26 protein-coding genes, 4 tRNA genes and 1 pseudogene are annotated in these 26535 nt (G+C 60.1%); 6 read left to right on the top strand and 25 right to left on the bottom strand.

Translation table 11 applies throughout. The annotated features are described in order from the left end of the window. Positions 1-3 precede the first annotated feature (3 nt). The 9 genes from AC1DQM_RS27860 to AC1DQM_RS27820 form a co-directional block, all read right to left on the bottom strand. Positions 4-1224, bottom strand: a complete 1221-nt coding sequence (locus AC1DQM_RS27860) for an AAA family ATPase (RefSeq protein WP_018926253.1) — start codon at positions 1222-1224, stop codon at positions 4-6. Then, positions 1218-1712, bottom strand: a complete 495-nt coding sequence (locus tag AC1DQM_RS27855; RefSeq protein ID WP_018926254.1) for a TadE family protein — start codon at positions 1710-1712, stop codon at positions 1218-1220. Before AC1DQM_RS27855 ends, AC1DQM_RS27860 begins: the two co-directional genes overlap by 7 nt. Further along, entirely contained in the window at positions 1712-2191 is a 480-nt protein-coding gene (locus tag AC1DQM_RS27850; protein WP_018926255.1) for a TadE/TadG family type IV pilus assembly protein, read from the bottom strand. Before AC1DQM_RS27850 ends, AC1DQM_RS27855 begins: the two co-directional genes overlap by 1 nt. 8 nt (positions 2192-2199) lie before the next feature. Next, positions 2200-3543 (bottom strand): TadE/TadG family type IV pilus assembly protein, encoded by a 1344-nt coding sequence (locus tag AC1DQM_RS27845; RefSeq protein ID WP_026286434.1) that lies wholly within the window; start codon positions 3541-3543, stop codon positions 2200-2202. 75 nt (positions 3544-3618) lie between these two features. Then, positions 3619-4425 carry a Flp pilus assembly protein CpaB gene (gene cpaB, locus AC1DQM_RS27840; RefSeq protein ID WP_064616549.1) on the bottom strand — a complete coding sequence of 269 codons (807 nt, stop codon included), beginning with the start codon at positions 4423-4425 and terminating at the stop codon, positions 3619-3621. Between the two features lie 15 nt (positions 4426-4440). After that, positions 4441-5766: an AAA family ATPase gene (locus AC1DQM_RS27835; protein WP_442115295.1), complete on the bottom strand. Its 1326-nt coding sequence runs from the start codon at positions 5764-5766 to the stop codon at positions 4441-4443. Positions 5767-5768: 2 nt separating this feature from the next. After that, entirely contained in the window at positions 5769-6299 is a 531-nt protein-coding gene (locus AC1DQM_RS27830) for an A24 family peptidase (protein WP_018926259.1), read from the bottom strand. A gap of 27 nt (positions 6300-6326) precedes the next feature. Continuing rightward, a complete protein-coding gene (locus AC1DQM_RS27825; protein ID WP_018926260.1) occupies positions 6327-6521 on the bottom strand; it encodes a Flp family type IVb pilin in 195 nt (64 codons plus the stop codon). A 154-nt stretch (positions 6522-6675) separates the two neighbouring features. Next, the gene (locus tag AC1DQM_RS27820) at positions 6676-6870 is read right to left on the bottom strand and encodes a Flp family type IVb pilin (RefSeq protein ID WP_018926261.1); all 195 of its coding nucleotides are present in this window, start codon (positions 6868-6870) and stop codon (positions 6676-6678) included. Between the two features lie 412 nt (positions 6871-7282). Here AC1DQM_RS27820 and AC1DQM_RS27815 point away from each other — a divergent pair, with 412 nt between their 5' ends. Then, a complete protein-coding gene (locus AC1DQM_RS27815; RefSeq protein WP_436275170.1) occupies positions 7283-8146 on the top strand; it encodes a helix-turn-helix transcriptional regulator in 864 nt (287 codons plus the stop codon). A gap of 59 nt (positions 8147-8205) precedes the next feature. Here the strand turns inward: AC1DQM_RS27815 and AC1DQM_RS27810 are convergent. From AC1DQM_RS27810 to AC1DQM_RS27795, 4 genes are all read right to left on the bottom strand, one after another. Then, positions 8206-8281 (bottom strand) — tRNA-Gly (locus tag AC1DQM_RS27810). A gap of 3 nt (positions 8282-8284) precedes the next feature. After that, positions 8285-8360, bottom strand: a tRNA-Glu gene (locus tag AC1DQM_RS27805). Between the two features lie 104 nt (positions 8361-8464). Next, a tRNA-Gly gene (locus AC1DQM_RS27800) sits at positions 8465-8540 on the bottom strand. A gap of 2 nt (positions 8541-8542) precedes the next feature. After that, positions 8543-8618: transfer RNA gene (locus AC1DQM_RS27795), tRNA-Glu, on the bottom strand. 394 nt (positions 8619-9012) lie between these two features. On the opposite strand from AC1DQM_RS27795, the gene AC1DQM_RS27790 reads away from it, so the two are divergent. Next, positions 9013-9771, top strand: a complete 759-nt coding sequence (locus tag AC1DQM_RS27790) for a hypothetical protein (protein ID WP_230139514.1) — start codon at positions 9013-9015, stop codon at positions 9769-9771. 111 nt (positions 9772-9882) lie between these two features. On the opposite strand, the gene AC1DQM_RS27785 is transcribed toward AC1DQM_RS27790, so the two are convergent. The 4 genes and pseudogenes from AC1DQM_RS27785 to AC1DQM_RS27770 form a co-directional block, all read right to left on the bottom strand. Continuing rightward, positions 9883-10746, bottom strand: coding sequence for a methyl-accepting chemotaxis protein (locus AC1DQM_RS27785; protein ID WP_477747134.1), 864 nt, complete (start codon positions 10744-10746; stop codon positions 9883-9885). Next, positions 10744-11808 (bottom strand): annotated as a pseudogene (locus AC1DQM_RS27780) (HAMP domain-containing protein); the annotation flags it as partial. The gene AC1DQM_RS27785 and the pseudogene AC1DQM_RS27780, both read right to left, overlap by 3 nt. 425 nt (positions 11809-12233) lie before the next feature. Then, positions 12234-13610 carry an aminotransferase-like domain-containing protein gene (locus AC1DQM_RS27775; protein WP_442115366.1) on the bottom strand — a complete coding sequence of 459 codons (1377 nt, stop codon included), beginning with the start codon at positions 13608-13610 and terminating at the stop codon, positions 12234-12236. Between the two features lie 342 nt (positions 13611-13952). Beyond that, positions 13953-14714 (bottom strand): SDR family oxidoreductase, encoded by a 762-nt coding sequence (locus tag AC1DQM_RS27770; protein WP_477747129.1) that lies wholly within the window; start codon positions 14712-14714, stop codon positions 13953-13955. A 235-nt stretch (positions 14715-14949) separates the two neighbouring features. On the opposite strand from AC1DQM_RS27770, the gene AC1DQM_RS27765 reads away from it, so the two are divergent. Next, positions 14950-15954 carry an NADP-dependent oxidoreductase gene (locus tag AC1DQM_RS27765; RefSeq protein ID WP_477747128.1) on the top strand — a complete coding sequence of 335 codons (1005 nt, stop codon included), beginning with the start codon at positions 14950-14952 and terminating at the stop codon, positions 15952-15954. A 72-nt stretch (positions 15955-16026) separates the two neighbouring features. On the opposite strand, the gene pyrF is transcribed toward AC1DQM_RS27765, so the two are convergent. Further along, positions 16027-16725, bottom strand: a complete 699-nt coding sequence (pyrF, locus tag AC1DQM_RS27760; RefSeq protein ID WP_477747127.1) for an orotidine-5'-phosphate decarboxylase — start codon at positions 16723-16725, stop codon at positions 16027-16029. Positions 16726-17017: 292 nt separating this feature from the next. On the opposite strand from pyrF, the gene AC1DQM_RS27755 reads away from it, so the two are divergent. The 3 genes from AC1DQM_RS27755 to xopAW all read left to right on the top strand — a co-directional run bounded on the left by AC1DQM_RS27755 (position 17018) and on the right by xopAW (position 19822). After that, the gene (locus tag AC1DQM_RS27755; RefSeq protein WP_019581208.1) at positions 17018-17776 is read left to right on the top strand and encodes a response regulator; all 759 of its coding nucleotides are present in this window, start codon (positions 17018-17020) and stop codon (positions 17774-17776) included. Next, positions 17776-18828 carry a sensor histidine kinase gene (locus tag AC1DQM_RS27750; protein WP_477747126.1) on the top strand — a complete coding sequence of 351 codons (1053 nt, stop codon included), beginning with the start codon at positions 17776-17778 and terminating at the stop codon, positions 18826-18828. The genes AC1DQM_RS27755 and AC1DQM_RS27750 overlap by 1 nt, the downstream gene beginning before the upstream one ends. 142 nt (positions 18829-18970) lie before the next feature. After that, on the top strand, positions 18971-19822 hold the full coding sequence (xopAW, locus tag AC1DQM_RS27745) for a XopAW family type III secretion system calcium-binding effector (protein WP_064616533.1): 852 nt from the start codon (positions 18971-18973) through the stop codon (positions 19820-19822). 38 nt (positions 19823-19860) lie between these two features. On the opposite strand, the gene AC1DQM_RS27740 is transcribed toward xopAW, so the two are convergent. From AC1DQM_RS27740 to AC1DQM_RS27710, 7 genes are all read right to left on the bottom strand, one after another. Continuing rightward, the gene (locus tag AC1DQM_RS27740; RefSeq protein ID WP_019581211.1) at positions 19861-20916 is read right to left on the bottom strand and encodes an AI-2E family transporter; all 1056 of its coding nucleotides are present in this window, start codon (positions 20914-20916) and stop codon (positions 19861-19863) included. 69 nt (positions 20917-20985) lie between these two features. Next, on the bottom strand, positions 20986-21792 hold the full coding sequence (locus AC1DQM_RS27735) for a DUF4892 domain-containing protein (RefSeq protein WP_018926273.1): 807 nt from the start codon (positions 21790-21792) through the stop codon (positions 20986-20988). Positions 21793-21800: 8 nt separating this feature from the next. Next, complete coding sequence (locus AC1DQM_RS27730) at positions 21801-22460, bottom strand: glutathione S-transferase family protein (RefSeq protein ID WP_310398327.1); 660 nt, start codon at positions 22458-22460, stop codon at positions 21801-21803. 50 nt (positions 22461-22510) lie between these two features. Next, a complete protein-coding gene (locus AC1DQM_RS27725) occupies positions 22511-23365 on the bottom strand; it encodes an alpha/beta hydrolase (protein ID WP_477747125.1) in 855 nt (284 codons plus the stop codon). Beyond that, the gene (locus AC1DQM_RS27720; protein ID WP_477747124.1) at positions 23362-24168 is read right to left on the bottom strand and encodes an alpha/beta fold hydrolase; all 807 of its coding nucleotides are present in this window, start codon (positions 24166-24168) and stop codon (positions 23362-23364) included. The genes AC1DQM_RS27725 and AC1DQM_RS27720 overlap by 4 nt, the downstream gene beginning before the upstream one ends. Before the next feature lie 151 nt (positions 24169-24319). Next, entirely contained in the window at positions 24320-24763 is a 444-nt protein-coding gene (locus AC1DQM_RS27715; RefSeq protein ID WP_019581216.1) for a hotdog fold thioesterase, read from the bottom strand. A 32-nt stretch (positions 24764-24795) separates the two neighbouring features. Further along, entirely contained in the window at positions 24796-26463 is a 1668-nt protein-coding gene (locus tag AC1DQM_RS27710) for an AMP-binding protein (RefSeq protein WP_477747123.1), read from the bottom strand. Positions 26464-26535 lie beyond the last annotated feature (72 nt).

The raw sequence follows: 26535 nt of genomic DNA, 5'->3' as shown, positions 1-26535 counted from the left end.
GGGTCATCCCCCGAAAAAACGGTTGAAGGCGCGTTTGAGTAAGCCTTTGTTCCCGGCCACCTGTTGACCGACCAGGTCCTCGGTCATGTCGCGCAGGGCGGTAGTAATCGCGGCCCTCGGCGCATGCAGCCCCAACGGCACGCCAGTGTTCTGACTCTGGCTGACCAGGTTGAAGTCGTTGGGTAATTTCGACAGATTGGTGCAGCGCAGTGCCTCGCCAATATCCTTGAGGCTGATCGCTGCGGCCTTGTCATAGCGGTTGACCACAATCTGCAACTGATCGCCGCGCACACCCAGATCGTCGCGAAGAATCCGCACCAGGGAGCTGGCATCGCGCAGATGACTGACGCTCTGCTGCACCACCACGTACACCCGATCCACCTGTTCCAGCACGGAGCCGGTGAGGTGGTCGATTTGCCGCGGCAGGTCGATCACCACCCAGTCGTAGCTGGCGCGGGCCAGTTGCAACAGGGTGTCAAGTTGCTCGGGTTGGGCGTCCTGCGGCAGGCACAGCTCACCGGCCCGACCACCCAGCACATGCAAGGTCGGGCTGAAGTGGCTGCAAAAACCGCGTAGCGCGACGCTGTCCATGCCATCGATCTGATGCAACACCTCGAGATGGCTGTGCGTCTGCGCCACATCCAGGTAATGCGTCACACTGCCGAATTGCAAGTCCATGTCCAACAGCAGGGTACTGCCGCCCTTGACGCTGAGCTGTTGAGCCAGGTTGCAAGCCAGCAAGGTTCCGCCGGAGCCGCCCTTGGCGCTCATCACGGCGATCAATTTCCCTTCTGTCCCGCTGCCGGTGCGAACCTCCATGACCAGGCGATTCAAGGCGGCAACCAGTTCGGTCTCGGCGATAGGCTCCGGCAGCACGTCACGGGCGCCGGCCTGCATCGCCAGGCGCATGCCTTCCTGCTCGGTCAGCAGACCGCACACCAACATCGGCGGACGCTCATGGGCCGGACGCTGCAACAGCGCCGCCAATTCTTCGCGCCACAGATGGCTGACGCGCAACAGCAACAGATCGGGCATGCGGTCCAGGCCGTAGAGCGGGTCGACATGCCCATTACTCACCAGGCGAGTGCTCACCTCCAGGCAGGGCATGCGCTGGCAGACACTCTGCAGATCGCGCAACGAGGTGGCATCACGACTGCTGATCAGCAACCGCAGCCCGGTCTTGCCGGTCGAGCTGGAGAGCGGGGTGTCCTTGGTATTCAGCATGGTGTGATCTCCCCGGAATCGGAATGACGCCCGAGGCTTTCGCGTGGCAAAGTTGCCTTGAATGCAGGCAAGGTAATGGGCACGCCGAACCCGGGAATAAACAGATTGAAAACGAAGCCTTGCAGACTCAACTGGACATAACGGATGGCACGAAAACCAGTGGCGCTGACCAGGTCGCCGGGATTGGCCACCACAGCACCGTTAACGTCCAGATAGGTCAGCGTCAGGTTGGTGGTGGCCAGACTTGTGATCAGCTGGCTCGTACCGGCGTCGGTCGAGGCGTTGAAAATTGCCCGCCGCAAGACCACCGGATCGCTGATGTTGCACACCGCTGCCAGCCGCGCACCACGCCGCGCGGCTTCATCCAGCGCACTGACCGTGAAGTACAGGCGGCCCATTTCCACCACGCCGAACAACAGGATGAACACCAGCATGCCGATGAAGGCGAACTCCACGACATAGGTGCCGTGCATGCGTTTTTTATTCATCACAGCACCCTCATGACAGTGGTGGCAACCAACGGAATGGCCAGCGCAAACTGCCCACCGATAAGACCAGGAAACGTGCCGACACAATTGCCACTGCCAATCACCGGGCAGAAGCTATAGGTGATGGTGACTCGCACATGGTCGGTGCCTACCGCGGCGACCGCTACGTTCGCGGTCGTCAACCCTGACACCACAGCGCTGCCGGTAGCGCTGGGCACGCCATAGACCGCGACGTTTTTCGTCTGGGTCAGCAGCGTATTGCTCAGAGCGATAGCGCCGAGCGTCGAGTCCCAGGCCTGGCTGGCGACAAAACGGTCGGCATCACGGCTGGCCTGCAACAGGACGTTGTACTGATAGAGCATGCGGCCGAATTCGCCGAGGCTCAGTAACAACAGAAGCAACAGCGGCAGGACTAGGGTGAATTCCACCAATGCCACGCCTTGCTGAGCCTGTGGTCGCTTGAATGAGTGAAGTCCCATGACGCCTCCTACGAGTCTGTGCTCGGAGTGCCAGTGCCGCTGCCAATATAGGTTTTGTAGAGTTGAATGATCTGCGGGCCGACATCGGTGGACGGCGAGGGGCCGGCTACGTTGTCGCCTGTACACTCCTTCACAAACTGGCCGAAGATCTGCGATTCCGTGCCGCCGTTGCTCATGGGCTGCACCACGAAATAGCAACCAAAACCCAGGACCGGCACCGAGGTTGTACCCCCCTGTTTACCGGTGCAGTCGCCCACCACGATTTTCAGCATCCGACGCTCGAACACCCCACCGCTCTGACAGCCGCTGCCGGTCCCGGCCACACACGCGGCAGTGCTTGCACGCCAGTCGTTGTAGTCCAGTATCGCGTTGGCGCCCGCCGTGAGATTGCCGCCGCTCGATGTGACGGTTTGCCCCTTGTACATCTTTTGTCCCGTTGCATCGTCGTATGTGATCGCGGGCGTGCTGGACGTGGTTACCAGATCTGGCGGGTAGTCCGAGGCACTGACCGGGCCGTTGTAGATGCCGAAGCGCGTATTCAACCCCTGAGAGGTAGGGCCGACCTTGTTGCCAGGGGCGGTCTGGACATTTTGCCCGACGTTGCGGCAAACCGTGCCGCCTCCGGCCAGGTCATCCCTGACGGTACTGCCGCCGGAGCCAAAGTCGAGCAACTGAAAGTTGCCTGGGCCAATGGGAGATGAATTGCCGGCAGCCGTCTTCAACACCTGCAAATCGCCAAACTGGAAGCCCCAGAACACGCCGGCGGCCGGGTTGTATTTAGTCGGGTCGCCACAGACCATCAATGGTGCAAGATCACAGGGGCTGGTAGGGCTGGGGCCGGCGGTGGCGATTGCCGCCACGGCCTTGTTCCCAAGGCCCGCAGTGCCTAATGTCTGGACGAAACTCCAGAAAAAACCGGTCAGGCGATAGCTCGGTACCGATACCCGAACGTATTTGGCATTTGCCGGCCCGGGATAGGAGAACGGGCCATAGACGCTGCTGGAGAGTTCCACCGTCGCAAATGCGCCTGGGTTGCCGGCGACCGCCGTTGCCAATTCGGTGTTGCCCGTGGCATTGGCATTTTGCGTCAGCGTATTGAGCGCGGCAGTGCGTGTCGCGCTGGCCATGGTGGCAGCACCTGCCACCTCAAGCAGGGTTTTGGCGCCACTCAGGGCGGCGGCATCCACAGCGTTTTGCAGGCGCGTCTTGTTCAACATCATGTGCCCGCCGTCCAGAGCCAACGCCGCTATCATGGAAATCGCCGCCAAGGCGATCACCATCAGTACGCTCACCGCTCCTCCCTGGCGCCTTGGCGTCGCAGTGAACGGCCGCTGGATACGAAGATTCATCATCAAGCCCTCGTTTGCCGATACTGATCCGGATCGGCTCCGCCAATACCTTGGTGCACAGGCACCCCTACCGCTCTGTCAACGAACTTTCACTAAACTGGTCTGGATCCCGCGAATGATGGTGACAGCCCCGCCACCCTCGGCACGGTGCACCACGCGTTTTTGCACCGGGGCGGCGGCCACAACCATGGGGGCCGGCGCAGCAGGCGCGGCGGTCACGATTTTTTTCTCGGAGTTCAGCGGATTGCGCAGCGCCAGTTGCAGCTTGCCTTCCGTTTGCGCCGTGACCAGGGTTTCAGCTTCGGCGGCCGTCATCTCCAGCGTCACTGCGCGCACCACCACCGGTTGGGTCTTGTCAGTACCCGCCGTCTGGTCCACCGCCAACACCCGCAAGTTCTCGAGGATGGTCCTGGACACGGCGCTGTTGCTGCCGGCACTGGTGGTTTTGGTCGCCAGTACATCGACCCGGTTACCTGGCAGGAGGAATCCGCCCACACCCACCACGTCGTCCACGCGTACCGAAATGGCACGTTTGTCTGTGGCAATCAGAGAGGCCAGGGTACTGCCGCCCAGGTGCTCGCTCAGGCGTGCGCTGCGCATGACGTCGCCACGCAAGATGTCGAACGTTGCGATCTTGCCCACGGCCTTGTCGCTGGAGTCGAGAGCATCGTCCGGGATCGTGTCCATGGGCATGCGTACGGTCGTGACCTGTTGGGCCTCGACCATCTGCCCGAATGGAATCTCTACCGTGGCGACTACCACGCTTCGAAGATGGTCGTCCGGAGTGGCATTGAGCCTCGCGCTCAGCCAGGAGTCGGCCATCCATGCGGCCCCAAGGCCCATGACCAAGGAAACGCCTATCAGGGAAACAGTACGAGAGCTCATGTCAGTATCTCCGTATCAAAGAAAGTCGAGCTGGACGAAGTAGTTGTGCCAGGCCCATTCCAACTCTTGTGGCGACAAGGCTCCGGAACCGCCCATATAACGCTGACGATCGAGGGCCATGTTCAGGAGATCTCGGGGATGGCAAGGCACCAGGGGCATGCCTTCACTTGCATAAAGCCTTTGCAGTACATAACGCAGCAGCAGGGGGTCAAAAGGAATACCCATACGCTCACATTCCTGACGCCAGATCTTTTCGTACTCCTCGGGCTTCAGGTAACCGAACTGCAACTTGTAGCCAATCCGCCGCAGGAAGGCCTCATCAGCCAGTTCCAGGGGATTGAGGTTGGTGGAGAACACCAGAATCAGATCGAATGGCAGCTCGCAATGCCGACCACCGCCCAAATTGAGGAAGTCGCGCTTCTCCTCCATCGGTACGATCCAGCGATTGAACAGCTCGGCGGGTGCCATGCGCTGGCGGCCCATGTCATCGATGATGAACAGGCCATTGCTGGCCTTGAGCTGCAAGGCGGCCTGGTACTGGCGGGTGAAGGGGTCATAGCGAACATCCAGCTGTTCCATGCTCAACTCACCGCCCGTAATGACGACCGGGCGTTTGCAGCACAGCAGTCGACGATCGATCCCTTCGTTGAGCATCAGATTGTTCTGTTGACCGTTGTCATCCAGCCGCTGATGCACCTGCGGGTCATAGATCTCGATCACCGACTCGTTGATCACGATGGCATGAGGTACCCAGATGGCCTCGGCGAACAGACGAATCAACCGACTGCTGACGTAGGTCTTGCCGGTACCCGCGGGGCCATAAATCATGATTGCGCGCCCGGAGTTCAGGGCCACACCCAGTTGATCGAGCATCCCCTCCGTGAGCACTACGCCGGTGAGGGCCTTGTGCATATCGCTTGAGCTGATGCGACCATGGTGAATGGTCTGGATTTTGATCAGGGAACGGTAGGTACTCACCGGGAAGGGGGCCGCGCCAATATAGCCGCTGCGTGACAGGGCATCGCGGGCAGCACTGCGACCGCGTTCGGTCAGGCTATAACGCAGCTGCCCACCCGATTGCCCCACCTGACCCAGGACTTCGACACGACCGTCCTTGCGCAGAAACGCCAGGACTTCTTCAAGTACGGCGCCAGTCAGCGCCAGGCGCTCCACCAGTCGCGGCATGTCCAGCACGCCGGCGTCGTACAAATGCTTGCATACCAACTCACCGAGAAAACTGTCGGTCAGACCCGTCTCGCGGATTGTGCAAGGCTGAGGAGCCAGCCGTTGCACCGCTTCCCGATCGCTGGAGTAGGCATCACTATCGACAATGACGTGCATGACTAACCTCCCAATCCACCGGCAACCAGTTGCCAGTAGACGCTGTTTAAAGTGCCGATCAAGATTGCGATCGAATAAGGAAAAGGTTTGCCGGCGACTTCATCCGAAGTCGGCGCCAGATAGGCCTGCGCCCTGAGAATCAGCCAATAACGCCCCAGGGTCTGCAACAATTGCCCGCGAACCAGCACGATCAGGAAACCGCACACCCCACCAGCTATCAGGCTGAACATGGCTGCCCACAAGGCGAAATGGAACGGAAGAAAGCTGCCGACCATGGCCATCAACTTGACGTCGCCGGCGGCCATGCCTCCCAGGGCATACATCGGCAGAAAGAACGCAAAACAGATCAGGATACCCAACAGGCTGTCACCCAATCCGCTGATACCACCTGAATAAGTCTGACCGGCCAATCCCAGGGCAATGCCCAACAGGACCAGCGTGTTGGGGATACGGTGGCGAAGCAGATCGCTCACCACCGCGACGCCCAGCAGTCCTAGCAGTAAAACAGTCGACACCAGCAATTCCATGGACATGGCGCGTCTCCCCTACCGGGATTATCGTTAGCAGGCAACGTTGCCGTTGACCGCCTGGCACAGCGCTCTGATCTTGGTATCTACAGCGCCGCCCAAAAGAACGAAGGCTGCAGCCACAGCTACCGTAATCAACCCACCTGCCACCGCGTATTCCACAATGGTCAGGCCATCTTCATCTTTGGCGAACTTGCTTATCGAAGTTCTGATTGTTTGCAGAGTCATTTTGTGTACCTCACTTCAGCGGTCATACGGCTCGGAAAGTACATTGGCGGGGACAGCGCGAAGTCCATTGAGTTATCCGGTCGCTCTATCAGCAAAACAGCAACAACCGGTCATTCATGGACTTCGCCGCGTCCCGCCACCGTAAATTTCGTTATCAGCACGCAACGTTGCCGTTGACGGCCTGGCACAGCGCCCTGATTTTGGTATTCACGGCACCGCCCAAAAGAACGAACGCAGCGGCAACAGCTACCGTAATCAGCCCACCGGCCACGGCGTATTCCACGATGGTCAGGCCGTCTTCGTCTTTGGCGAACTTCACTACCGAAGCCTTGATTGTCTGCAGATTCATTTTGCCCACCTCACTCGAATGTTGTTTTTTCCGGAAGGCAGTACGTTCTGCACTGCCTGATGCAACCCTAGTCAGGGGCAAGGCATGGGCGTTAGGAAGATTTTGCACATCACTAGGACTTTTTTGCGGGTGCGGCCAAATACGGTTATTGGCCTTTGCAGAAGTAGCAGGAGGGGTAAAACAAGGGATGGCTCGCGAATACCACTGACTTCGATTTACAAGCGACGAGCGGCTGATACCTGGTTCATAGACGACACACCAACAGGCTGTTGCCTGGGACTGATTTCCAGGCAACGCATAGAGCGGATAGAACTAAAATTCGTCTTTCTTATCAGTATTTAATCTGCAAAGTGATGGCACGTTAGCAATACTACTCAGCGAAGAGGGGCCCGTAGAACCGCAGAGTAGAGACATGACGTCCAACATGACCAGAAGGCCATCGCTGCTTTGGTTCGATCTGACTCACGATCGTTCCACGAAGGAACTCATCGCGCAGTTCGAGGAGACTTGCGACTGCAAACTGGCGAAAAATTCCGTGCTGCCCAGCGGGGAACAGGCAGACATGATCTGCATCCATTTCGATCGCCCCGACACCCCCGGCTTGAGGTTGTTGCTGGAGATCAAACGCACCACCCCTACCATCCCGATTACCATGTTCACCGTGCAGCACTCAGAAGAATTGGCCGTCTGGGCCATGCGCTCCAGTGTCTGGGAATACATGGTGCTCCCGCTCACCAACGCCGAGAGGAAGCGCTACCTGACGGCACTGATGCAGCTCTGCGAATTGCGCCGCAATGCCGGTCAGGACAAGACATTGCTGATCGACCACTCGCCCACTCTGCCAGAGAGCATCCGCCTGACCTCCGGGCACCAAAAACACCAGGCGCTGAGCCATACCATGCTGTACATCGACCAGCACTTTCGGGACAGCATCGATCAGAGGGATTTGGCCAAGCGCTGCGGCATGACGACTTTTCGCTTCAGTCGCCTGTTCAAGGAAGCCAATGGCGTCGGTTTCACCGATTACATCCTGGACAAGCGCATGAGTTTTGCCAAACAGCTGCTCGACAACAGCCAGATGCCGATTACCAGCATCGGTTATGAGGCCGGCTTCAAGGATCCTTCCTACTTCGCCCGCGCCTTCAAGCAGTTCGTCAACTGCACGCCCAGCGAATACCGTTTGGCCAGCCAACTTAGAGCGGTAGCAGCGCAACCGCCCCTGGAAGATACAACCATTGAAGCACTTGAAAGCCTGGTGCAGAGCCTTGGAAATTGAAGCAGGTTTTTTACGCGCATAAAAAAACGCCGCTCAAATGAGCGGCGTTTTTTTGAATTTGGAGCGGGAAACGAGACTCGAACTCGCGACCCCGACCTTGGCAAGGTCGTGCTCTACCAACTGAGCTATTCCCGCAAATGGCGTCCCCTAGGGGACTCGAACCCCTGTTACCGCCGTGAAAGGGCGGTGTCCTAGGCCACTAGACGAAGGGGACACGCTGCCCGGAACACATGGTGTGTGTTTCGGTGCCCAGACCCGTATCCGAAGACTTGGTTCTGGTTTCACTCAGCTTTGCCCGAAAGCAACGCTGTTTAAAATTGGAGCGGGAAACGAGACTCGAACTCGCGACCCCGACCTTGGCAAGGTCGTGCTCTACCAACTGAGCTATTCCCGCATTGGCGTCCCCTAGGGGACTCGAACCCCTGTTACCGCCGTGAAAGGGCGGTGTCCTAGGCCACTAGACGAAGGGGACACACGTACAACATTCACTCCCTACCGCGTTTCGCTGTGTGCTTTACGCTGTAAGTGGCGCGCATTCTATGGATGGATTGAGGGGTCGTCAACCCCCAGATATAAATTTATTTAAATCAATGACTTCGCCCTGCTTTTGGCAGCGATTCAGGCTTTTGTGTCGCCTGACCTTTGGCGCCTATATTCTGGCATCCATCAAGACGCTATAGTCCATGCCGAGATGATGGCAATGTGCACCTCGCACGCTATTTACTTATAGAAGCGGCATTGCGGCCGATATAAGAAGAGCTATAGCCGATTCACTCGTCGAGCAACCCTATGCGCCCATATGCCAAGCCAACTACACTCGACTCGAACGCGAACCCCATAAAGAGGTCTTACCGGTGACACCACTCATGATCACCCTGCTAGTCGTAGCCGGGATCGCACTATTGATCGCCATTGGCTACATGAACCATGTGGTGGAAAACAATAAGCTGGAAAAAGCCCGCACCAAGGTTGAACTCAACGACCGCCTGCGTCGCTGCGGCGAAATCACCGAGACCTTTCCCGGTCAGTTCATGACACCCGCGCTCAAGTTGCTATTGACCCGTCTGGAACTGAACGTCTGCCAGCGCCTGCTCAACCTGGAAAAAACCAGCCCCACGCTAAAGCCACGGATTACCGAGCTCAGTGCCTTGGTCGCTCAGGGCGAATCGATCCCGGTCAACAACCCGCCGGCACCGATCCAGACCGAAGCCAAGGCCAAAGACGTGCGCTTCCTGCTCGAAGCCCTGCATGGCCAGATCACCCGTGCCGCACAGGACGGCTACCTGCCGACCAACGAAGCCAAGCACTGGATCCGCGAGGTCCGCCACATCCTGGTCCTGCTGCACATCGAGTTCTTCAACAACCTCGGCCAGCATGCCCTGCAACAAAACCAGCCAGGCCAGGCCCGACTGGCCTTCGAACGCGGCGTGCAATACCTGCGCAAACAGCCGGAGCCCCAGGTCTACAGCGAACAACTCGAGTACCTGGAAAAACTCCTGGCCCGCGCCAACGACCAGGTCATGGACAAGATCGCCCCGGTTGAAGGCGAAGTGAACCAACTGACTGAAGGGCTCAAAGACGTCGAGGCTGACGCCGACTGGAAGAAGAAAGTGATCTACGACTGATCATGCAAATGCTGAAAAGCCACCGGGTCAGGTGGCTTTTTTTTTGCGTTGGGATTGATGCCCGCCAGAGTCAATAGATCATCCGGACACAGCCCGAGCCTTCGGCAGCTGCTACAGCTTGAAATGCCCCACCATCCCCCTCAACTCACTCCCCAACTGCGCCAGTTCAATACTCGACGCCGCATTGCCCTGCATCGCCAATGAAGACTGATCCGCACTGGCGCGAATGCTCGTGACACTGCGATTGATCTCCTCGGCCACCGAGCTCTGCTCCTCCGCAGCCGCTGCTATCTGCTGGTTCATCTGCTGAATCAGCGACACCGCCGCCGCAATACTCCCCAATGCACTTTCGGTCTGCAACGCATCGCTCACCGCCAGCTTCACCAACTCGCCACTGCTCTGAATCTGCTGCACCGACGATTGCGCCGCCGAGCGCAAGGCACTAACCAGGCGTTCGATTTCCTCGGTCGATTGCTGGGTTCGCCTGGCCAGCGCCCGGACCTCATCGGCCACCACCGCAAATCCCCTGCCCTGCTCGCCGGCCCGCGCCGCCTCGATGGCCGCATTGAGCGCCAACAGGTTGGTCTGCTCGGCAACGCTTTTGATCACGCTGAGCACCGTGCCGATGTTCTGGATTTCTGCACTGAGGCTTTCGATGCTGGAGCTGGCCGAGGTGGCCGAGTCCGCCAGTTGCTCAATTCGCGCCATGCTCTGACGCACCACCTGCTGACCGCTTTCGACCTTGCCATCGGCAGTCTGCGCCGCCTGGGCGGCCTCCTCCGCGTTACGTGCCACATCGTGCACCGTGGCGGTCATCTGGTTCATCGCAGTGGCGACCTGCTCGGTTTCTTCTTTCTGGCTGCTGACTTCAAAGTTGGTCTGCTCGGTCACCGCCGACAGCGATTGCGCAGAGCTTGCCAGCTGTTCGATACCGGCCTGCAAACCACTGACAATGCTGCTGAGCCCAGCGCCCATTTGCTGCATGGCTTGCATCAACTGGCCGATCTCGTCACGGCGGGTCACCTCAATCGTCGCGCTCAAATCGCCCGCGGCGATCTGCTGGGCGACACGGATCACACTGCGCAACGGTGCGACGATCAATCGGGTAATCACCCACGCGGCAATCAGCCCGACCAGCAAGGCCAGTGCCGAGGAGCCGATGATCAACAGCGAGTTCTTTTTCAGCTCTGCCTGCATCGACCGGTCTTCGGCAACATAGGCCTGATCCACCCGCTCCACCACTTGCGCGGCGCGCTGGTGGAGTTGCTCGGAGACGGTCTTTTCCTGCGCCAACAGGCCGGTGTACTCGGCGAGTTTTTCAGTGAAACTGCCGATATGACCCGACACTTCATTGAGGACCGTCTGGTAACCCTCATCCTTTACGGTAGCTTTCAACTGTTCGGCCTGGGCCAGCGCCTGGTCGGCTTGCTCGATCTTGCCCTGCCCGGCACTGTCGTCGCCCTTGCGGCTCTGATCCAGGCGTACGTGCGCTTCGTTCATGGCCTGCAACATCAGTCGCGAGACCTGGCTGACCTGATTCGCCTGCTCGATGAATTGCGCACCGTCCTTGCCCTCGGACTCCTTCAAGGCATAGGCGCCATCATCGCTAAGCCCGGACTGCAGCACATCCAGGTTATTGGCCACACTGGACACCGACCAACTGGCCATTTCCAGCGCCAGGTCCTTGGCCTGACTCAGCGAGACGAACTCGTCAAAGGCCTTGCGATAAGCCCCCAGAGACTGTTCGACGTCATTCATGACCGGCACGTTGGCTGCGGACTGAGCCTTGAGCTCGGTCGCCAGCGCGATCAACGCGTCCACCCCCGCGTGCAAGGCTTCCACGGTTTTCGGGTCGCCGCGCAAGACGTAGTCCTGCTCAAGCAGACGCACCTTGAGCAAACGGCTGTTGAGCGACGACATCTGCTTGAGCCCGTCGAAGCGATGACTGATGGTTTGCAGGGACCATACGCCAATGGCCGCCACCAGGGCTGTCAACAGCAGCACCAGTACAAACCCGACACCCAGTTTTTTCGCCATACCGAGGTTGGCAAAACGTCCTTGCACGGCCGAAATCATTGCGCTTAGTCCCCTGCCATTATCTGTTGATGCAGATTCGCAACGGGCTTGTGCCAACACAAGTCTCTGACGTCGGAATAATGGCAAAAAGCTACGCCCGCGTCGTTTTCAGAATGCTTTAGGTCGATCCTCAGGGTCTGTTGACGTTTGGTGACGACCGCGACGGATGCCAACGTTGCGCAGGGCAAGGCGCGAGGAACGTGGTTTGGTTGTTCCAAATAAGTTCCGAGCAACGCAGCCCTGCGCAACGTTGGCTCCGTCCCTTCGGGTTGCGCGCCAACGTGCGCGAGGCTGCGTTGCGGGATTTGCCAAGGGAACAACCATTGGCGGCATCCCGCGCCTTGCCTCGCGCACGTTGGCATCGCAACGCGGCTCGCCACCAAACGTCAACAGACCCTGGCGGTAGCCTGAAAAAATGCCCGAGCACGAGGATCACAGGCATAGGCAACGTTGATGCGCTGCCAGTCATGAGCCTCGCCGGTGGGGCTGAATGCCGTTGCGCAAGACAGCAGGATGCCGAAGCGTCGCGCCTGAACCTGCACCTGAACGGCGTCGGCCTTGCGCGATCGCGCCCAGATGAACAGGCCACCTGCGGGTTTGCCGAAAACCTCCCATTCCGCGTCTTCAAGCACCTGCAAGGCCGCGTCCCTGTCGGTGCTTAAACGCTGGCGCTGACGCTGCACCAATTTGCGATAGGCACCACTGGCCAATAAAGAAGCCAGCACCGATTCGCAAAACCGTGAAGCACCCATGCTGCTGATCATCTTGACCTCGGCCAGTCGTGCAATGACGTCGGCACCCGCCACGACAAAGCCGACCCGCAACGAACTGCTGAGGGTTTTGGAGTAGCTGCCGACGTAGATCACGTTGTCATCGATACCCAGTGCCGCAAGACGCGTCCCGGGACCGCGGTACAAATCCGCATAGACGTCGTCTTCGATCACCAGTACGCCATGCTTTCTGGCCAGCTGCATAACCTGCCGAGCCACGCCCAGGGTCAAACTGCTGCCGGTGGGGTTGTGATAAAAACTGTTGATGAACAAGCCACGGGGTTTGTATTTCAGCAACAGTGCCTGGAGTGCTTCGGTGTCGGGTCCGTGAGGCGTTCGTGGGACTTCGATCATGCTGACCCCGTGCAGCCTGAGCAAATCGAACAGCATCGAATAACCGGGGTTCTCCACCACCACGCAATCGCCCGGTTTGAACAACGTGCGCACGATCAGGTCGAGCCCATGACTGGCACCCGCCGTGGTGAGGATTCGACTTTCATCCACCGCGATATCCAGCTGCTTCAGTCGTTTGAGGATCTGTTGGCGCAGGGCAAGCAGGCCCAGCGGTGTGCTGTAGTTGAACAAACCGGCCATATCGGTGCGGCTGACCTGGCGTATGGCATAGCTCAGGTCGTCAGTCTCGCGCCAGCTTTCGGGTAATCCGCCGCTACCCAGCTTCAGTTCGCCCGCGACGCCACTCTGCTGCTCAACCCCCTCGAACCAGGAAAAATCCCGTTGCCCGTGAGCGGCAAGCGCCGTTGCCGCGACAAAGAAACCCGCCCCGCTACGCGTGGCCAGCACACCTTGGGCCACTAACCGTTCACAGGCCTCGACAACACTGGATTGGCTGAGCAGATTGATCCGCGCGATTTGCCGCACGGAAGGCAAACGTGTCCCCGGCGACACCTCGCCACGATGGAGCCAGTCGGCCATCGCGTCGACGATTTGCTGCACGACCGGCACCAATGCCTGTCGATCGATTCTCAACTCCATGAGCAAGCAAACTCCTGTCTGTTTTGCGGAAAACAGTTAATCACAGGAGCGCTCGACAAGATGTGCGACAAAACCGCCAAAACCGTCGGTTCTAACCATTTGAAACACAATGCCCAGTGCTTTCACGGAACCTGGCGCCGAATGATAAAAACCTGGAGCGGGCTTGTGTGGCGAGGGGGCTTGCCCCCGTTCGGCTGCGAAGCAGTCGTAAATCCAGACAACTCGGTCCGTCTGGACGGGCGCCGGGGGCCGCTTCGCGACCCAACGGGGGCAAGCCCCCTCGCCACACAAGCCCGCTCCCACAACATCCACAGATTCCAAACCATCGCGGCCTGGAAAGAGTTAAAACGCCGTGACCCCACCATCCACCGCCAGCGAATGACCGGTGGTGAACGCCGCGCCGTCGCTGCACAGGTACAGCACCGCGCTGGCAATCTCCTCGACCTTGCCGATACGTCCGACCGGGTGCATGGCATTGGCGAACTCGCCCTTCTTCGGGTCCGCTTCATAGGCCCGACGGAACATGTCGGTGTCGATCACCGCCGGGCACACCGCATTCACGCGAATCTTTTTCTTGGCGTATTCGATGGCCGCCGATTTGGTCAGGCCGATCACCGCATGTTTGGAGGCGGCGTAGATGCTCATCTTCGGCGCAGCCCCCAGGCCGGCGACCGAAGCGGTATTGACGATCGCGCCGCCGCCCTGGGCCAGCAGCAATGGCAACTGGTACTTCATGCACAGCCAGACGCCTTTGACGTTGACGCCCATGATCGCGTCGAACTCATCGAGCGTGCCCTCGGCCAGTTTGCCTTTCTCGATTTCGATGCCGGCATTGTTGAAGGCATAGTCGAGACGGCCGTAGACATTCACGACCTCGTCCATCAGATTTTTTACATCGCTTTCCACAGTGACATTGCAGCGCACGAAGGTCGCGTCACCGCCGGCAGCGCGAATCAGCGCCACAGTGCCTTCACCACCGGCCACGTCCAGATCGGCCACCACCACTTTCAACCCTTCGGCGGCGAACGCCAAAGCGGTTGCGCGGCCAATCCCATTGGCCGCGCCCGTCACAACGGCGACCTGGCCGGAAAACGTCATGCTCATTGTTATGTCCTCGAAGAGAAGAATGTGGGGAGTCACGTGTTTTCAGTTAGCCACAGCGCCTTGTGACACGGCAGCACTATCAGAAGGCCGGTTGGGCGCCCATGAGTAGCAGTGATGGAACTGCCGCCCTGACTATCACTGCACTGGATCGATGTGCATTCGCCGTGTCAGCCAACCTTGCAGCATCGTCCATGAAGGTCTATCAACAAGGTTTCATTCATCTTGAGTGCCTGTCATGACTACCCAGACCAATCGCCAGTTCCTGCTCGCCAAACGTCCCGTGGGGCCAGCTACCCGCGAGACGTTCACCTATCAAGAAGTACCAGTCGGTGAGCCTGCGGCAGGTCAGATCCTGGTCAAGAACGAATACCTGTCCCTGGACCCGGCCATGCGTGGCTGGATGAACGAGGGCAAGTCCTACATCCCGCCGGTCGGCATTGGTGAAGTGATGCGTGCATTGGGCGTAGGCAAAGTCATCGCCTCGAACAATCCGGGCTTTGCCGTGGGGGACTACGTCAACGGTGCCTTGGGTGTGCAGGATTACTTCCTTGGCGAGCCGCGAGGTTTCTACAAGGTCGATCCGAAACTGGCGCCGCTGCCGCGTTACTTATCCGCGCTGGGCATGACCGGAATGACCGCCTACTTCGCCCTGCTCGATGTCGGCGCGCCGAAAGCCGGCGACACCGTGGTGTTGTCGGGCGCGGCCGGTGCGGTGGGCAGCATCGCCGGGCAAATCGCCAAGATCAAAGGTTGCCGGGTGGTCGGCATCGCCGGCGGCGCGGACAAGTGCAAGTTCCTGATCGATGAGCTGGGTTTTGACGGTGCCATCGATTACAAGAACGAAGACGTGATCGCCGGCCTCAAGCGTGAATGCCCGAAAGGCGTCGACGTGTATTTCGATAACGTCGGCGACGATATTCTCGACGCCGTGCTGAGCCGCCTTAACATGAAAGCACGGGTGGTGATTTGCGGTGCCATCAGCCAGTACAACAACAAGGAAGCGGTCAAAGGCCCGGCCAACTACCTGGCCTTGCTGGTCAACCGCGCGCGGATGGAAGGCTTCGTGGTGATGGATTACGCCGCACAGTTCGCCGCTGCCGGGCAGGAAATGGCCGGCTGGATGGCCAAGGGGCAGCTCAAGAGCAAGGAAGACATCGTCGAGGGACTGGAAACATTCCCGGAGACGCTGATGAAGTTGTTCAGCGGCGAGAATTTCGGGAAGTTGGTGTTGAAGGTATAAAAGCTTCGCGGGCAAGTCGGATCGCCGCACCGCTCGCTCCTACAGGAGCGAGGCTTGCCCGCGAATCGCCGCTTAAGCGATTTCTGCGACGACCGCCGCCAACGCCTTGGCCGGATCCGCCGCCTGGCTGATCGGACGGCCGATCACCAGGTAATCGGAACCGGCATCCAGCGCCTGACGCGGCGTCAGGATGCGGCGCTGATCGTCCAGGGCACTGCCCGCCGGACGAATCCCCGGCGTCACCAGTTGCAACGACGGGTGGGCGGCTTTCAAGGCCTGGGCTTCCTGGGCCGAGCAGACCAGACCGTCCATCCCGGCCTTTTCCGCCAGCGCGGCCAGGCGCAGCACCTGCTCCTGCGGCTCGATGTCCAGGCCAATACCCGCCAGATCCTCACGCTCCATGCTGGTCAGCACGGTCACGCCGATCAACAGCGGTTTCGGGCCGCAGCGCTGATCGAGCACTTCGCGGCAGGCGGCCATCATGCGCAGGCCGCCGGAGCAGTGCACATTGACCATCCATACGCCCATTTCCGCAGCCGCCTTGACGGCCATGGCGGTGGTGTTCGGAATGTCGTGGAACTTGAGGTCCAGGAATACTTCGAAACCCTTGTCGCGCAAGGTGCCGACGATTTCCGAAGCGCAACTGGTAAACAGTTCTTTACCGACTTTGACCCGGCACAGTTTCGGGTCCAGTTGATCGGCCAGCTTCAGTGCGGCGTCACGGGTGGGGAAATCCAGGGCGACGATGATAGGCGTCTGGCAGGCGGACATGAGTGGGCTCTCAGGCAAGTCGAAATCGGCGCGCATTGTAGCGGAACCAGCGCCGCTGCGGGACCCGATGATCGGTAATTCGTCGTCGCGGCTCAGGCAAGACTAGCTGCTGCGGCAATTGTGTCGACCCCGATACACACACGACACGCCCACAACACCCTTCAACGCTACCCTCGTCAGCCGCAACAAGCCCTACAGCACTTCCCGCCTCACGGCCGGACGCCTATGCTGAAGCCACAACCTCGCAGCCTATCTTTGTGGTTGGCAGCCTACCTGGCAGATGAACGCACGCATGCACAACTCCCCAGCACCTCTGAACGACGATCAAAAAGCGCCGGCCGATGACAAACGCTGGAGCATTCGCGCCCTGATCGTCGACGATGACGTTCCGATCCGCGAACTGATGATCGACTACCTGGCCCGTTTCAATATCCACGCCAGCGGCGTCTCTGACGGCGCCGCCATGCGTCAGGCGCTGCAAGCCGAGCATTTCGATGTGGTGGTGCTCGATCTGATGCTGCCGGGTGAAGATGGTTTGTCGCTGTGCCGCTGGCTGCGCGCCGAATCGGACATCCCGATTCTGATGCTCACCGCCCGCTGCGAACCCACCGACCGGATCATCGGCCTGGAGCTGGGCGCCGACGACTACATGGCCAAGCCGTTCGAGCCGCGGGAACTGGTTGCGCGGATTCAGACCATTCTGCGTCGGGTGCGCGACGACCGTACTGAACAGCGTGCGAATATTCGCTTCGACAACTGGCGATTGAACAGCGTGTTGCGCCAGTTGATCGCCGCCGATGGCCTGGTGGTGCCGCTGTCCAACGCCGAATTCCGTTTGCTTTGGGTGTTCATCGAACGGCCGCGCCGGGTGCTCAGCCGCGAACAACTGCTGGACGCGGCGCGCGGTCGCTCGATCGAAGCGTTTGATCGCAGCATCGATCTGTTGGTGTCGCGCCTGCGCCAGAAACTGGGCGACGACCCGAAAGCCCCGCAGTTGATCAAGACCGTTCGCGGTGAGGGTTATCTGTTCGACGCACGAGACATCAGCTGATGCGTGCGCGCTTCGATACGCTGTTCGGCCGCCTGTTCGGCGTGCTGTTGGTGGCGATCGTACTGGCGCACTTGTTAGCTTTTTTATGGTTCAAACATTACGGGCCGCCCCCGCCTCCCCCACCGCCACCGGGTTTTTCCGAGCGCTTCGACGGCCCTCCCCCACCAATGGACCCGCGTTTCGGCAATCGACCACCGCGGCCATGGTTCGGCGGGCCGCTGGTGCCACTGACCTTTCAGTTTGTCTCGCTGATCATCGCCGCCTGGTACGGCGCCAAGCTATTGACCCGCCCGATTCAGCGCCTGAGCGACGCCGCCGAGCGCCTGAGTGAAAATCTCGACAGTCCGCCGCTGGATGAGTCCGGCCCACGGGAGGCGCGGCAAGCGGCGCACACTTTCAACCTGATGCAGAAACGCATTCTTGAACAAATGCAGCAACGTTCGCGCATGCTCGGCGCGGTGTCCCATGACCTGCGCACACCGCTGTCGCGACTCAAGCTGCGGCTGGAACAGATCGACGATGAGAAGCTGCAAAGCCAGATGCGTCAGGACCTGGATGACATGATCGGCATGCTCGATTCCACCCTCACCTACCTGCACGAGCAGCGCACCAGTGAGGCGCCACAATGGATGGACGTGCAAGCGCTGGTGGAGTCCCTGAGCGAAAACGCCCAGGACCAAGGCGCCGACGTCCAGGCCCGCGGCCATTGTGCCCCGCTGCAGGTTCAACCGATGGCTTTGCGCTCGTGCATCAACAACCTGCTGGACAACGCCTTGCGTTATGCCGGGGACGCGCTGATCACGCTTGAGGACAGTCGCGAACAACTGGTGATCCGGGTCATTGACCATGGCCCGGGTATCGCGGCGGAAAAACGTGAAGCGGTGTTTGAACCGTTCTTTCGCCTGGAAGGTTCGCGTAATCGCAACTCCGGCGGCGTCGGCCTGGGCATGACCATCGCCCGGGAAGCCGCGGAGCGTTTGGGCGGGCAGTTGAGCCTGGAAGAAACGCCCGGCGGTGGTCTGACCGCCGTCATCCGCCTGCCCCGCGTCTAAGCCCGCACCCACAGGATCCGGGTCTGACTGGATAAGTTGTGTGTACCCATCGGTACAAATCCCACATACCCACGACAACTTGCCCCTTGAGGCTGCATAAGCCGGTGCACCCACCGGTTTCCCATTCCAAGGAGTGAGCACAATGATCGGTAGTGTCAGCAGCTACACGAGCTATACCAGCACCAGCAGTACCGCCACCAACAGCGCCCGTAGCCAGCAATTCCAGAAAGAACTGCTCGCCAAACTCGACAACAACAGCGACGGTGCGGTGGATCAGGATGAGCTCAAGAGCGCCCTGTCGCAGAAAAACGACGATGGTCTGCTGGTCAGCCTGAGCAAGAACTTCAGCGATCTGGACAGCGACAAAAGCGGCAGCCTGAGCAGCGAAGAGATGGCCGCGATGGCCCCTCCGACGCCACCGCCGCACGATCAGGCACCGAACACCGAGCTGGCCGATGCGCTGATCAGCGCTTTGGACAAAGACGGCGACGGCGCCATCAACAGCGATGAGCTGAGCAATGGCCTGACCAGTGCCGGCAGCACGGCCGACAGCTCGAAAATCTTCTCGGCCCTGGACAAGAATGAAGACGGCACCGTCAGCCAGGACGAACTCGCCGCCAGCCTGACCCCGCCGCCACCGCCACCTCAGCAGATGTCCAGCGAAGAGCTGTTCAGCCAACTCGATACCGACAGCGATGGCAGTGTCACGGCCACGGAACTGAGCAGCGCGTTGCAGGCGAGCGACAGCACTTCATCGACCGCCACCGACACCAGCGCCGCGTTGCTCAAAGTACTCGATAGCGACAGCAGCGGTGGCGTCAGCAACGATGAACTGAAAGCCGTCCTGCAAGCCGGCCGCGAGCAGAACTCCGACAGCTCCACCCATCAGTTCAACGTGACCGAAGCCCTGAACAAAATGATCGCCAACCTGAGCAAGCAGTATTCGCTCGACAACGTGGCGACCGTAGGCAAACACCTGAACGTGGCGACCTGAGTCAAAAAACTTCGCGGCCCTAAGACCCAACAAAAAACTTAGGGCCGGCGATCTTCAACCCGAGCCTGGCTCTTGCTCCAATCGGTCAACAGGCTGTAAGCCACTGCCAACAACGTCGGGCCGATGAACAGGCCTATAAACCCGAACGCAATCAACCCGCCAAACACCCCAAGCAGCACAATCACCAACGGTAAATTCCCGCCCCGGCTGATCAGGTACGGCTTAAGCACATTGTCGACCCCGCTGATGATGAACATGCCCCAAATCCCGAGGAACACCGCCATTCCATACTCACCCTTCCAGGCCAGCCACGCCGTGGCCGGAATCCACACCAACGGCGGCCCCATCGGAATCAGGCTCAGCAAGAACGTCACGATCCCCAGTACCAGCGCCCCAGGCACGCCGGCAATCAGGAAGCCGATCAACGCCAGCACCGCCTGCGCCGCCGCTGTACCGATCACCCCGTTGACCACCCGTTGCACGGTGCCCGCCACCAGTTCGATGTAATACCCGGCGCGGTCGCCAATCAGCCGCTCCAGCAACCCATGGACAAACACCGCCAAACGCGGCCCGTCCCGGTAGAAAAAGAACACAAATACGATACTCAGCGTCAACTCGAGGATCCCGCCGCCAATCTGCGCACTGCGTGCCAGCAACCAGTTACCGACCTGCCCCAGATAGGGCTTGATCGCCAACATCATCGCCGCACCCTGCTGATCGATGCTGTTCCAGATCCCTACCAGCCGCTCGCCGACCAAAGGAATACTGCCAACCCAGGCCGGCGCTTCGGGCAGACCATCGACTTGCACATCCTTGATGAACGCCGTGGCATCGCGCACGTGATCCGCCAGGTTGAACCCCAGCCACACCAGCGGCACCGCCACCAGCAGCATCCAGCCGAGGGTCAGTAACAGCGCCGCCAGGGATTCACGACCATTGAGCCAACGGGTCAACAGACGCATCAACGGCCAACTGGCAAACGCCAGCACCGCCCCCCAGAACAGCGCCGACCAGAACGGCGCCATTACCCATAAACTCGCGCCAAACAGCACCAGCAGCAGGATCTGCACCAACAGCCGATCGTTATTGACCATGTAAGATCCCGAAAAAAGTCAGTCCGCAAAGAGTTGGCGAATGCGCAGAACGCATTCGCCAAATGAAGCTTATCGCAACAGTTCGAAGTGCAGGCCAGAGCCTTCGACGCTGCCGGTTTCCATCCGCGCCGTGCGCACGCCCTGGCCGATCAACGCCTGGCGCCAGGCTTCGGCACTGGGCCCGGAAACGCTGACTCGCAGTGTGGTGTCCAGGTTCAGGCCTCGGGAAATCAAACGCAGCCAGGTGTCGTCAGGGTCGCCGTCGAGTTTGGGGAAATCGAGTTTCCCGGTGCTTTTGAGCTGGCGCAGCAACGTCGCGGACGTCGGCAGCAAATCACCCAACGGCGCCGAGGCATCGAACTGTTCGACATGCAGATAAGCCCTGCGATTACCGCGAGTGATGCTGTACAGCGCCACCAGGGTGTTTTCTTGGGGGGCCGCCAGACGCAGCAGCAAATAAGCCTGCTGATTATCGGCGCCATAGAGCTTGGCGTTACCGAAGACTTCATTGGCCCACAGGCTGCTTTCGCCACAATCCCGGGCCTGACACCAGAACAACAGCTCGGCGCCCTGCTTCTGCAAGGCTTCGCGGGCGGCGGTGAAGGCATCGGTGGAGGAATGCTCCGGTGGCAATTCGTAGGTGACCGAGGTGGTTTGACCGCGAGCGGTGACCTGGCCGTCGAAACGCAATTGGCCGCTGATCTTGCGGATCGAACCCAGCGGGTAAATCCGCTCGAGTTCTACCGTCGGGCGATAGTCGACGATCTGCGCATCGGTTATGCGCGGCACGATAGGCAGGTCCTGACTGCCAGGGATGTCAGCGGCCAATAACCAGGGACTGAAACTGCACAGCGCCAGCAGAGTGAGTGAACGCATGGATAGGTTCATCGGATCAACATGGCCTGGGCACCCTTGATGACACTGGCATCATCGATGCGCTCCGGCACCCGCAAACCGCGCTGCACCGCAGGGCGTGCTTCCATGACGGCCAGCCAGCGTTGCAAGGCCGGCAAGCCGTCCACCGAGACACCGGACCAGTCATGGCCACGGACCCACGGAAAGGTCGCGATATCGGCGATGCTGTACTCGCCCGCCAGGAATTCCACGGTTTGCAGACGCGTGTCTAGCACTTCATACAAGCGTCGGGTTTCATGTTGATAGCGATCGATGGCGCCCTGGAGCTTTTCCGGGAAGTAGCGGAAAAATACGTTGGCCTGGCCCTGCATCGGGCCGATGCCGCCCATCTGGAACATCAGCCACTGCAACACCACCGAGCGCCCTTTCGGATCCTGGGGCAGCAGTTTGCCGGTCATCTCGGCGAGGTAAATCAGAATCGCGCCGGACTCGAACACGGCGAAATCGCCATTGGCGCGGTCGACAATCGCCGGAATCCGGCCATTGGGGTTGATCTTGAGGAACTCCTCGGACTTCTGTTCCTTTTTGTCGAAACTCAAGGCATGCACCGTGTAGGGCAGGCCGAGTTCCTCGAGCACGATAGAGACCTTGTGGCCATTCGGGGTCGCTGCGGTGTACAGATCTATCATGGTTGTCTCCCATTTCAACCCGCCCAGCCTCGACAGTTGCCCGACGCAAGTCAAGGAACGGCGAAGAACCGATTGAAACAGTCTGCGACAAGACCGGCACCGGGTTCGTCATTGAGGTGCAAGTGATGGCCGCCAGGCAACTGTTCATGGCTAAAGGGTAGACGTTCCAGCAACTCGGGATGTTTGGCGAGCATGCCGTCAGCCGCGACCACCAGGTGTGCAGGACAACTGACGCGCTGGACGAAAGCCATCGCCTGCTCAGTGGTCAGACGCAGCGGCGACGGTAGCGTCAGGCGGTTGTCGGTGCGCCAGGTATAACCGCCCGGCACCGGCATCAAGCCGCGCTGGGCCAGCAGTTCGGCGGCTTCGCGACTGACCGCCACCAAGCCTTTCATGCGCGCTTCGATGGCCCGGTCGAGGGTGTTGTAGACCGGTTTGCGTTTTTCCCGCAGATCCAGCTGCGCCTGCAGGGCCATGCCCATGCGTTCGGCGGCGTTTTCGCCTTTGTCTGTAGGAGGAATGATGCCGTCGATCAACGCCAGGTGAGTCACCCGCTCCGGCAACGACCCGGCCAGCACCAGCGAGACGATCGCCCCCAGGGAATGCCCCAGCAGCGCAAAACGTTTCCATCCCAACTGCTCGGCCACTTGCAGCACGTCGTGGGCGTAGTCCCACAGCGCATAACCGGCGCCGCTCGGCCGATGCCCCGAGTGACCGTGCCCGGCCATGTCCAGCGCGATGATGCGCAAGCCGTTGAGCTTCGGCGCCAACCGGGCAAAGCTGTTGGCGTTGTCCAGCCAGCCATGCAAGGCAATCACCGGCAAACCGTCCTCGGGACCGAACAGGTGCGCCGCCAACTCGATGTGCGGCAGGCTCAGGCGAACTTCTTCGACGACGCTGTTCATGCGCAATCCTGTTGGCGGCGACCATCCCAGCGACTGAACAGGTTCTTCAGCAACGTGGCCGTGTCTTGTGGACGTTCGAGGGGAAACATGTGGCCACCGGGCAGGGTCAAGGACTCGCCCAGCGGCATGCGCCCGACGGATCGGGCGTGATGACGCATCACCACGCGGCTCTTGTGCCCGCGAACTACTGCCAGCGGCACTTTCAACTGTCGCGCGCGGCCAGGGCTGGTGTGCGGTACGCCGCGGTAGATGCTGATTTCCGTGGCCGGGTCGAAACGCAGGCGCAGCTTGTCGCCGACCTTTTGCAAACCATGTTGAAGATAGGCTTCGAAGCATTCCGGGTCGAAGCCACGAAACAGGGTTTTACCGGCGAAATACAGGCGGGCCGCTTCCAGATCGGCGAACTCTTCCCGTCGTCCCAACGTGCGACCGGCCGGGGTCAGGCGATCGATGAAACCAAAGCGTTTGGCGGCACGGATCACCCATTGATCGGTGCGGGTCAGCACCGGTGAGTCGAGCATGACCACGCCGCGATACAACTCAGGGCAACGCAACGCGGCGTGAAGGTGCAGCACGCCGCCGAAAGAGTGGCCGACGCCCCAGACCGGCTCCGGCTGCTGCTGGAGGTGATGAATCAGCTCATCCACCAGATTGTTCCAGTTATCGTCCGCCGGAAAACGCGGGTCATGGGCGTGCTGCTCCAGATGCGCCACCTGGTACTCCGGCGCCAGCGCCGCGAACAACTTGCTGTAGGTCCCCGAAGGAAAGCCATTGGCGTGGGCGAAAAATATCTGTTGCGACATACCGGCAGATCCATGTGCGAAAAACAGACGTTGATTGTCCGTAAGACCGTGTCCTACAGCAATGACCATAACTGCCAGGAATGGTGGTAGGAGATGTCGCTAAGATCAAAAGATCGCAGCCTTCGGGGCACGATCTTTTGATCTTGCAGCTTCAACGCGCCGGCGGTTTCTCCCCCAACGGCACCACCGCCATGGTCAGGCGCGACACACAACTGGCCTTGCCCTCATCACTGGTCAAGCGAATATCCCAGACATGGGTGGTGCGCCCGATGTGAATCGCCTTGGCCACCGCCGTCACCCGCCCGCTGCGCAGACCGCGCAAATGGTTGGCGTTGATTTCCAGGCCCACGCAATAAAACTTGCTGGCGTCGATGCACAGGAAACTGGCCATCGAGCCAACGGTTTCGGCCAGCACCACCGAAGCGCCGCCGTGCAGCAAGCCATAAGGCTGGTGCGTACGGTGGTCGATGACCATGCTCGCGGTCAGGGACTCGTCATCGAAGGCTTCGAAGCGAATATCCAGCACTTCGCCGATGGTGTTTTTCTGGATAGCGTTCAACTGCTCGATGTTGGGAGTGGTGCGCCACAGAGTCATCGTTGCGTTCCTTTGTTGGTGTTGTTCGTGACTCAATCCTGCCACAGCACCGCCTCGCTGCGCGCGCTCCATTCTTCGAAGCGCGCACCGTAAGCCGCTTCAATCATGTTGCGCTTGATCTTCAGGGTCGGTGTCAGGAAGCCGTTTTCCACCGCCCAACTGTCCTTGACCACCACCAGCCGATGCAAGCGTTCATGCCTGTCGAGGACGCCGTTGACCTCCTCCAGCAGTTGTTCCAGGCTTGAATGCAAACCCGCCCTCGCCGTCCCGCTGGCGTCCTGCTGACCGACCGCCGACAACACGCACAACCCCAGTGGCGCGCTCAAGCCATCGCCGACCACGCACACTTGTTCGATCCGCGAATGCACCGCCAGACGATTCTCGATCGGCGCCGGGGCCACGTATTTGCCTTTGCTGGTCTTGAAGATTTCCTTCAGGCGCCCGGTCAGGCGCAGGTTGCCCTCGGCGTCTTCCTCGCCCTTGTCACCGGTGCGCAGGAAGCCGTCCTCGGTGAGGGTTTCGGCGGTTTTCAAAGGCTCCTTGAAATAGCCGAGCATGGTCGCGCCGCTGCGCACCAGCACTTCACCTGATGGCTCAACCCGTACTTCGACCTCCGGGCATGGCTTGCCGATCCAGCCAGGGTTGTTTTGGCCGGGCAGGCCGATGTGGGAGTAACCGCAGCTTTCGGTCATGCCGTACACCTCCAGCACGTCCAGCCCCAGTTTTCGATACCAATCCAACAAGGTCTGCGGCACTGGCGCCGCCCCGGACAAGGCGATGCGCAAAGCGTCCAGCCCCAGCCCGGCGAGGACTTTGTGCCCTACCCGTTTGCCGATGAAAGGCAGGCCGAGCAGGAAGTCGAGGCGTTTTGCCGGGATCTTGCCGTACACGCCCATCTGGAATTTGGTCCAGATGCGTGGCACGCCGAACAGCGCGGTCGGTCGGGCACGCTGCAAATCGGTGAGGAAGGTGTCGAGGCTCTCGGCGAAAAACACCGTTTGCCCGGTGTAGATCGCTGCCAGCTCGACGAACATCCGCTCGGCGACATGGCACAGCGGCAGGTAGGACAGCAGGCGATCCGACTCATTCAGGCTAAACAACCGGGTGCCATGGGTGGTGGCAAATCCCAGCGTGCCGAAACTGTGCATCACGCCTTTGGGCTGGCCCGTGGTGCCAGAGGTGTAAATGACGGTCGCCAGTTGATCGGCGGCGGGTTTGGGGTCGTCCTGAATCGGTGAGCTGCGTTGCAGGTCGGCCCAGCTGAAATCGAAAGTGCCCACCGGGCACAGCGGCAGGCTGATGGTCGGCAGGTCAGGCCTAATCCCGACGGACATGCCCGGCCAGTCATCCAGCTTGCCGATGAACGCCAGTGCAGCTTCAGAATGTTCGAGCACCTGGGCCACGGATTCGGCGGTCAGATTGGGGTACAGCGGCACCGAGACATGCCCGGCCATCCAGATCGCCAGGTCGGCGATGATCCAGTGGGCACAGTTTTTCGAGATCAATGCGATGTGGCTGCCTTGCGGCAATTCACGAGCCCGCAGCCAGTGGGCGGCACAGCGCGCCTGATGACCGACGTCGGCCCAGGTCAGCGTCTCGACCTGGCCGCCCCCTGTCGGCTGAACCAGAAAGCGCTGGCGTGGATGACGGGCTTCGCGCTCGTAGAAGACGTCCAGTGGCAAACGAAAAGCAGCAGACATGCGACTTGCTCCCATATTTCTGGTCTGGAGCAAGCGTAGTCAACCAAGCAAGTGCTTGGTTGACTATTTCAC

This window comes from Pseudomonas sp. 01L34 (assembly GCF_056400265.1).
This window is presented reverse-complemented; position numbering and strand designations above follow the sequence as displayed.

Bases quoted from the DNA above. Each gene is read 5' to 3' on its own strand.
- AC1DQM_RS27850 (WP_018926255.1), bottom strand. From the start codon at position 2,191: ATGGGACTTCACTCATTCAAGCGACCACAGGCTCAGCAAGGCGTGGCA.
- xopAW (WP_064616533.1), top strand. From the start codon at position 18,971: ATGATCGGTAGTGTCAGCAGCTACACGAGCTATACCAGCACCAGCAGT.
- AC1DQM_RS27715 (WP_019581216.1), bottom strand. From the start codon at position 24,763: ATGACTCTGTGGCGCACCACTCCCAACATCGAGCAGTTGAACGCTATC.
- AC1DQM_RS27770 (WP_477747129.1), bottom strand. From the start codon at position 14,714: ATGAGCATGACGTTTTCCGGCCAGGTCGCCGTTGTGACGGGCGCGGCC.
- AC1DQM_RS27845 (WP_026286434.1), bottom strand. From the start codon at position 3,543: ATGATGAATCTTCGTATCCAGCGGCCGTTCACTGCGACGCCAAGGCGC.
- AC1DQM_RS27785 (WP_477747134.1), bottom strand. From the start codon at position 10,746: ATGGGCGCTGGGCTCAGCAGCATTGTCAGTGGTTTGCAGGCCGGTATC.
- AC1DQM_RS27855 (WP_018926254.1), bottom strand. From the start codon at position 1,712: ATGAATAAAAAACGCATGCACGGCACCTATGTCGTGGAGTTCGCCTTC.
- AC1DQM_RS27825 (WP_018926260.1), bottom strand. From the start codon at position 6,521: ATGACTCTGCAAACAATCAGAACTTCGATAAGCAAGTTCGCCAAAGAT.
- AC1DQM_RS27775 (WP_442115366.1), bottom strand. From the start codon at position 13,610: ATGGAGTTGAGAATCGATCGACAGGCATTGGTGCCGGTCGTGCAGCAA.
- AC1DQM_RS27730 (WP_310398327.1), bottom strand. From the start codon at position 22,460: ATGATAGATCTGTACACCGCAGCGACCCCGAATGGCCACAAGGTCTCT.
- AC1DQM_RS27860 (WP_018926253.1), bottom strand. From the start codon at position 1,224: ATGCTGAATACCAAGGACACCCCGCTCTCCAGCTCGACCGGCAAGACC.
- cpaB (WP_064616549.1), bottom strand. From the start codon at position 4,425: ATGAGCTCTCGTACTGTTTCCCTGATAGGCGTTTCCTTGGTCATGGGC.
- AC1DQM_RS27725 (WP_477747125.1), bottom strand. From the start codon at position 23,365: ATGAACAGCGTCGTCGAAGAAGTTCGCCTGAGCCTGCCGCACATCGAG.
- AC1DQM_RS27815 (WP_436275170.1), top strand. From the start codon at position 7,283: ATGACGTCCAACATGACCAGAAGGCCATCGCTGCTTTGGTTCGATCTG.
- AC1DQM_RS27735 (WP_018926273.1), bottom strand. From the start codon at position 21,792: ATGCGTTCACTCACTCTGCTGGCGCTGTGCAGTTTCAGTCCCTGGTTA.
- AC1DQM_RS27710 (WP_477747123.1), bottom strand. From the start codon at position 26,463: ATGTCTGCTGCTTTTCGTTTGCCACTGGACGTCTTCTACGAGCGCGAA.
- AC1DQM_RS27790 (WP_230139514.1), top strand. From the start codon at position 9,013: ATGATCACCCTGCTAGTCGTAGCCGGGATCGCACTATTGATCGCCATT.
- AC1DQM_RS27765 (WP_477747128.1), top strand. From the start codon at position 14,950: ATGACTACCCAGACCAATCGCCAGTTCCTGCTCGCCAAACGTCCCGTG.
- AC1DQM_RS27720 (WP_477747124.1), bottom strand. From the start codon at position 24,168: ATGTCGCAACAGATATTTTTCGCCCACGCCAATGGCTTTCCTTCGGGG.
- AC1DQM_RS27820 (WP_018926261.1), bottom strand. From the start codon at position 6,870: ATGAATCTGCAGACAATCAAGGCTTCGGTAGTGAAGTTCGCCAAAGAC.
- AC1DQM_RS27830 (WP_018926259.1), bottom strand. From the start codon at position 6,299: ATGTCCATGGAATTGCTGGTGTCGACTGTTTTACTGCTAGGACTGCTG.
- pyrF (WP_477747127.1), bottom strand. From the start codon at position 16,725: ATGTCCGCCTGCCAGACGCCTATCATCGTCGCCCTGGATTTCCCCACC.
- AC1DQM_RS27835 (WP_442115295.1), bottom strand. From the start codon at position 5,766: ATGCACGTCATTGTCGATAGTGATGCCTACTCCAGCGATCGGGAAGCG.
- AC1DQM_RS27750 (WP_477747126.1), top strand. From the start codon at position 17,776: ATGCGTGCGCGCTTCGATACGCTGTTCGGCCGCCTGTTCGGCGTGCTG.
- AC1DQM_RS27740 (WP_019581211.1), bottom strand. From the start codon at position 20,916: ATGGTCAATAACGATCGGCTGTTGGTGCAGATCCTGCTGCTGGTGCTG.
- AC1DQM_RS27755 (WP_019581208.1), top strand. From the start codon at position 17,018: ATGCACAACTCCCCAGCACCTCTGAACGACGATCAAAAAGCGCCGGCC.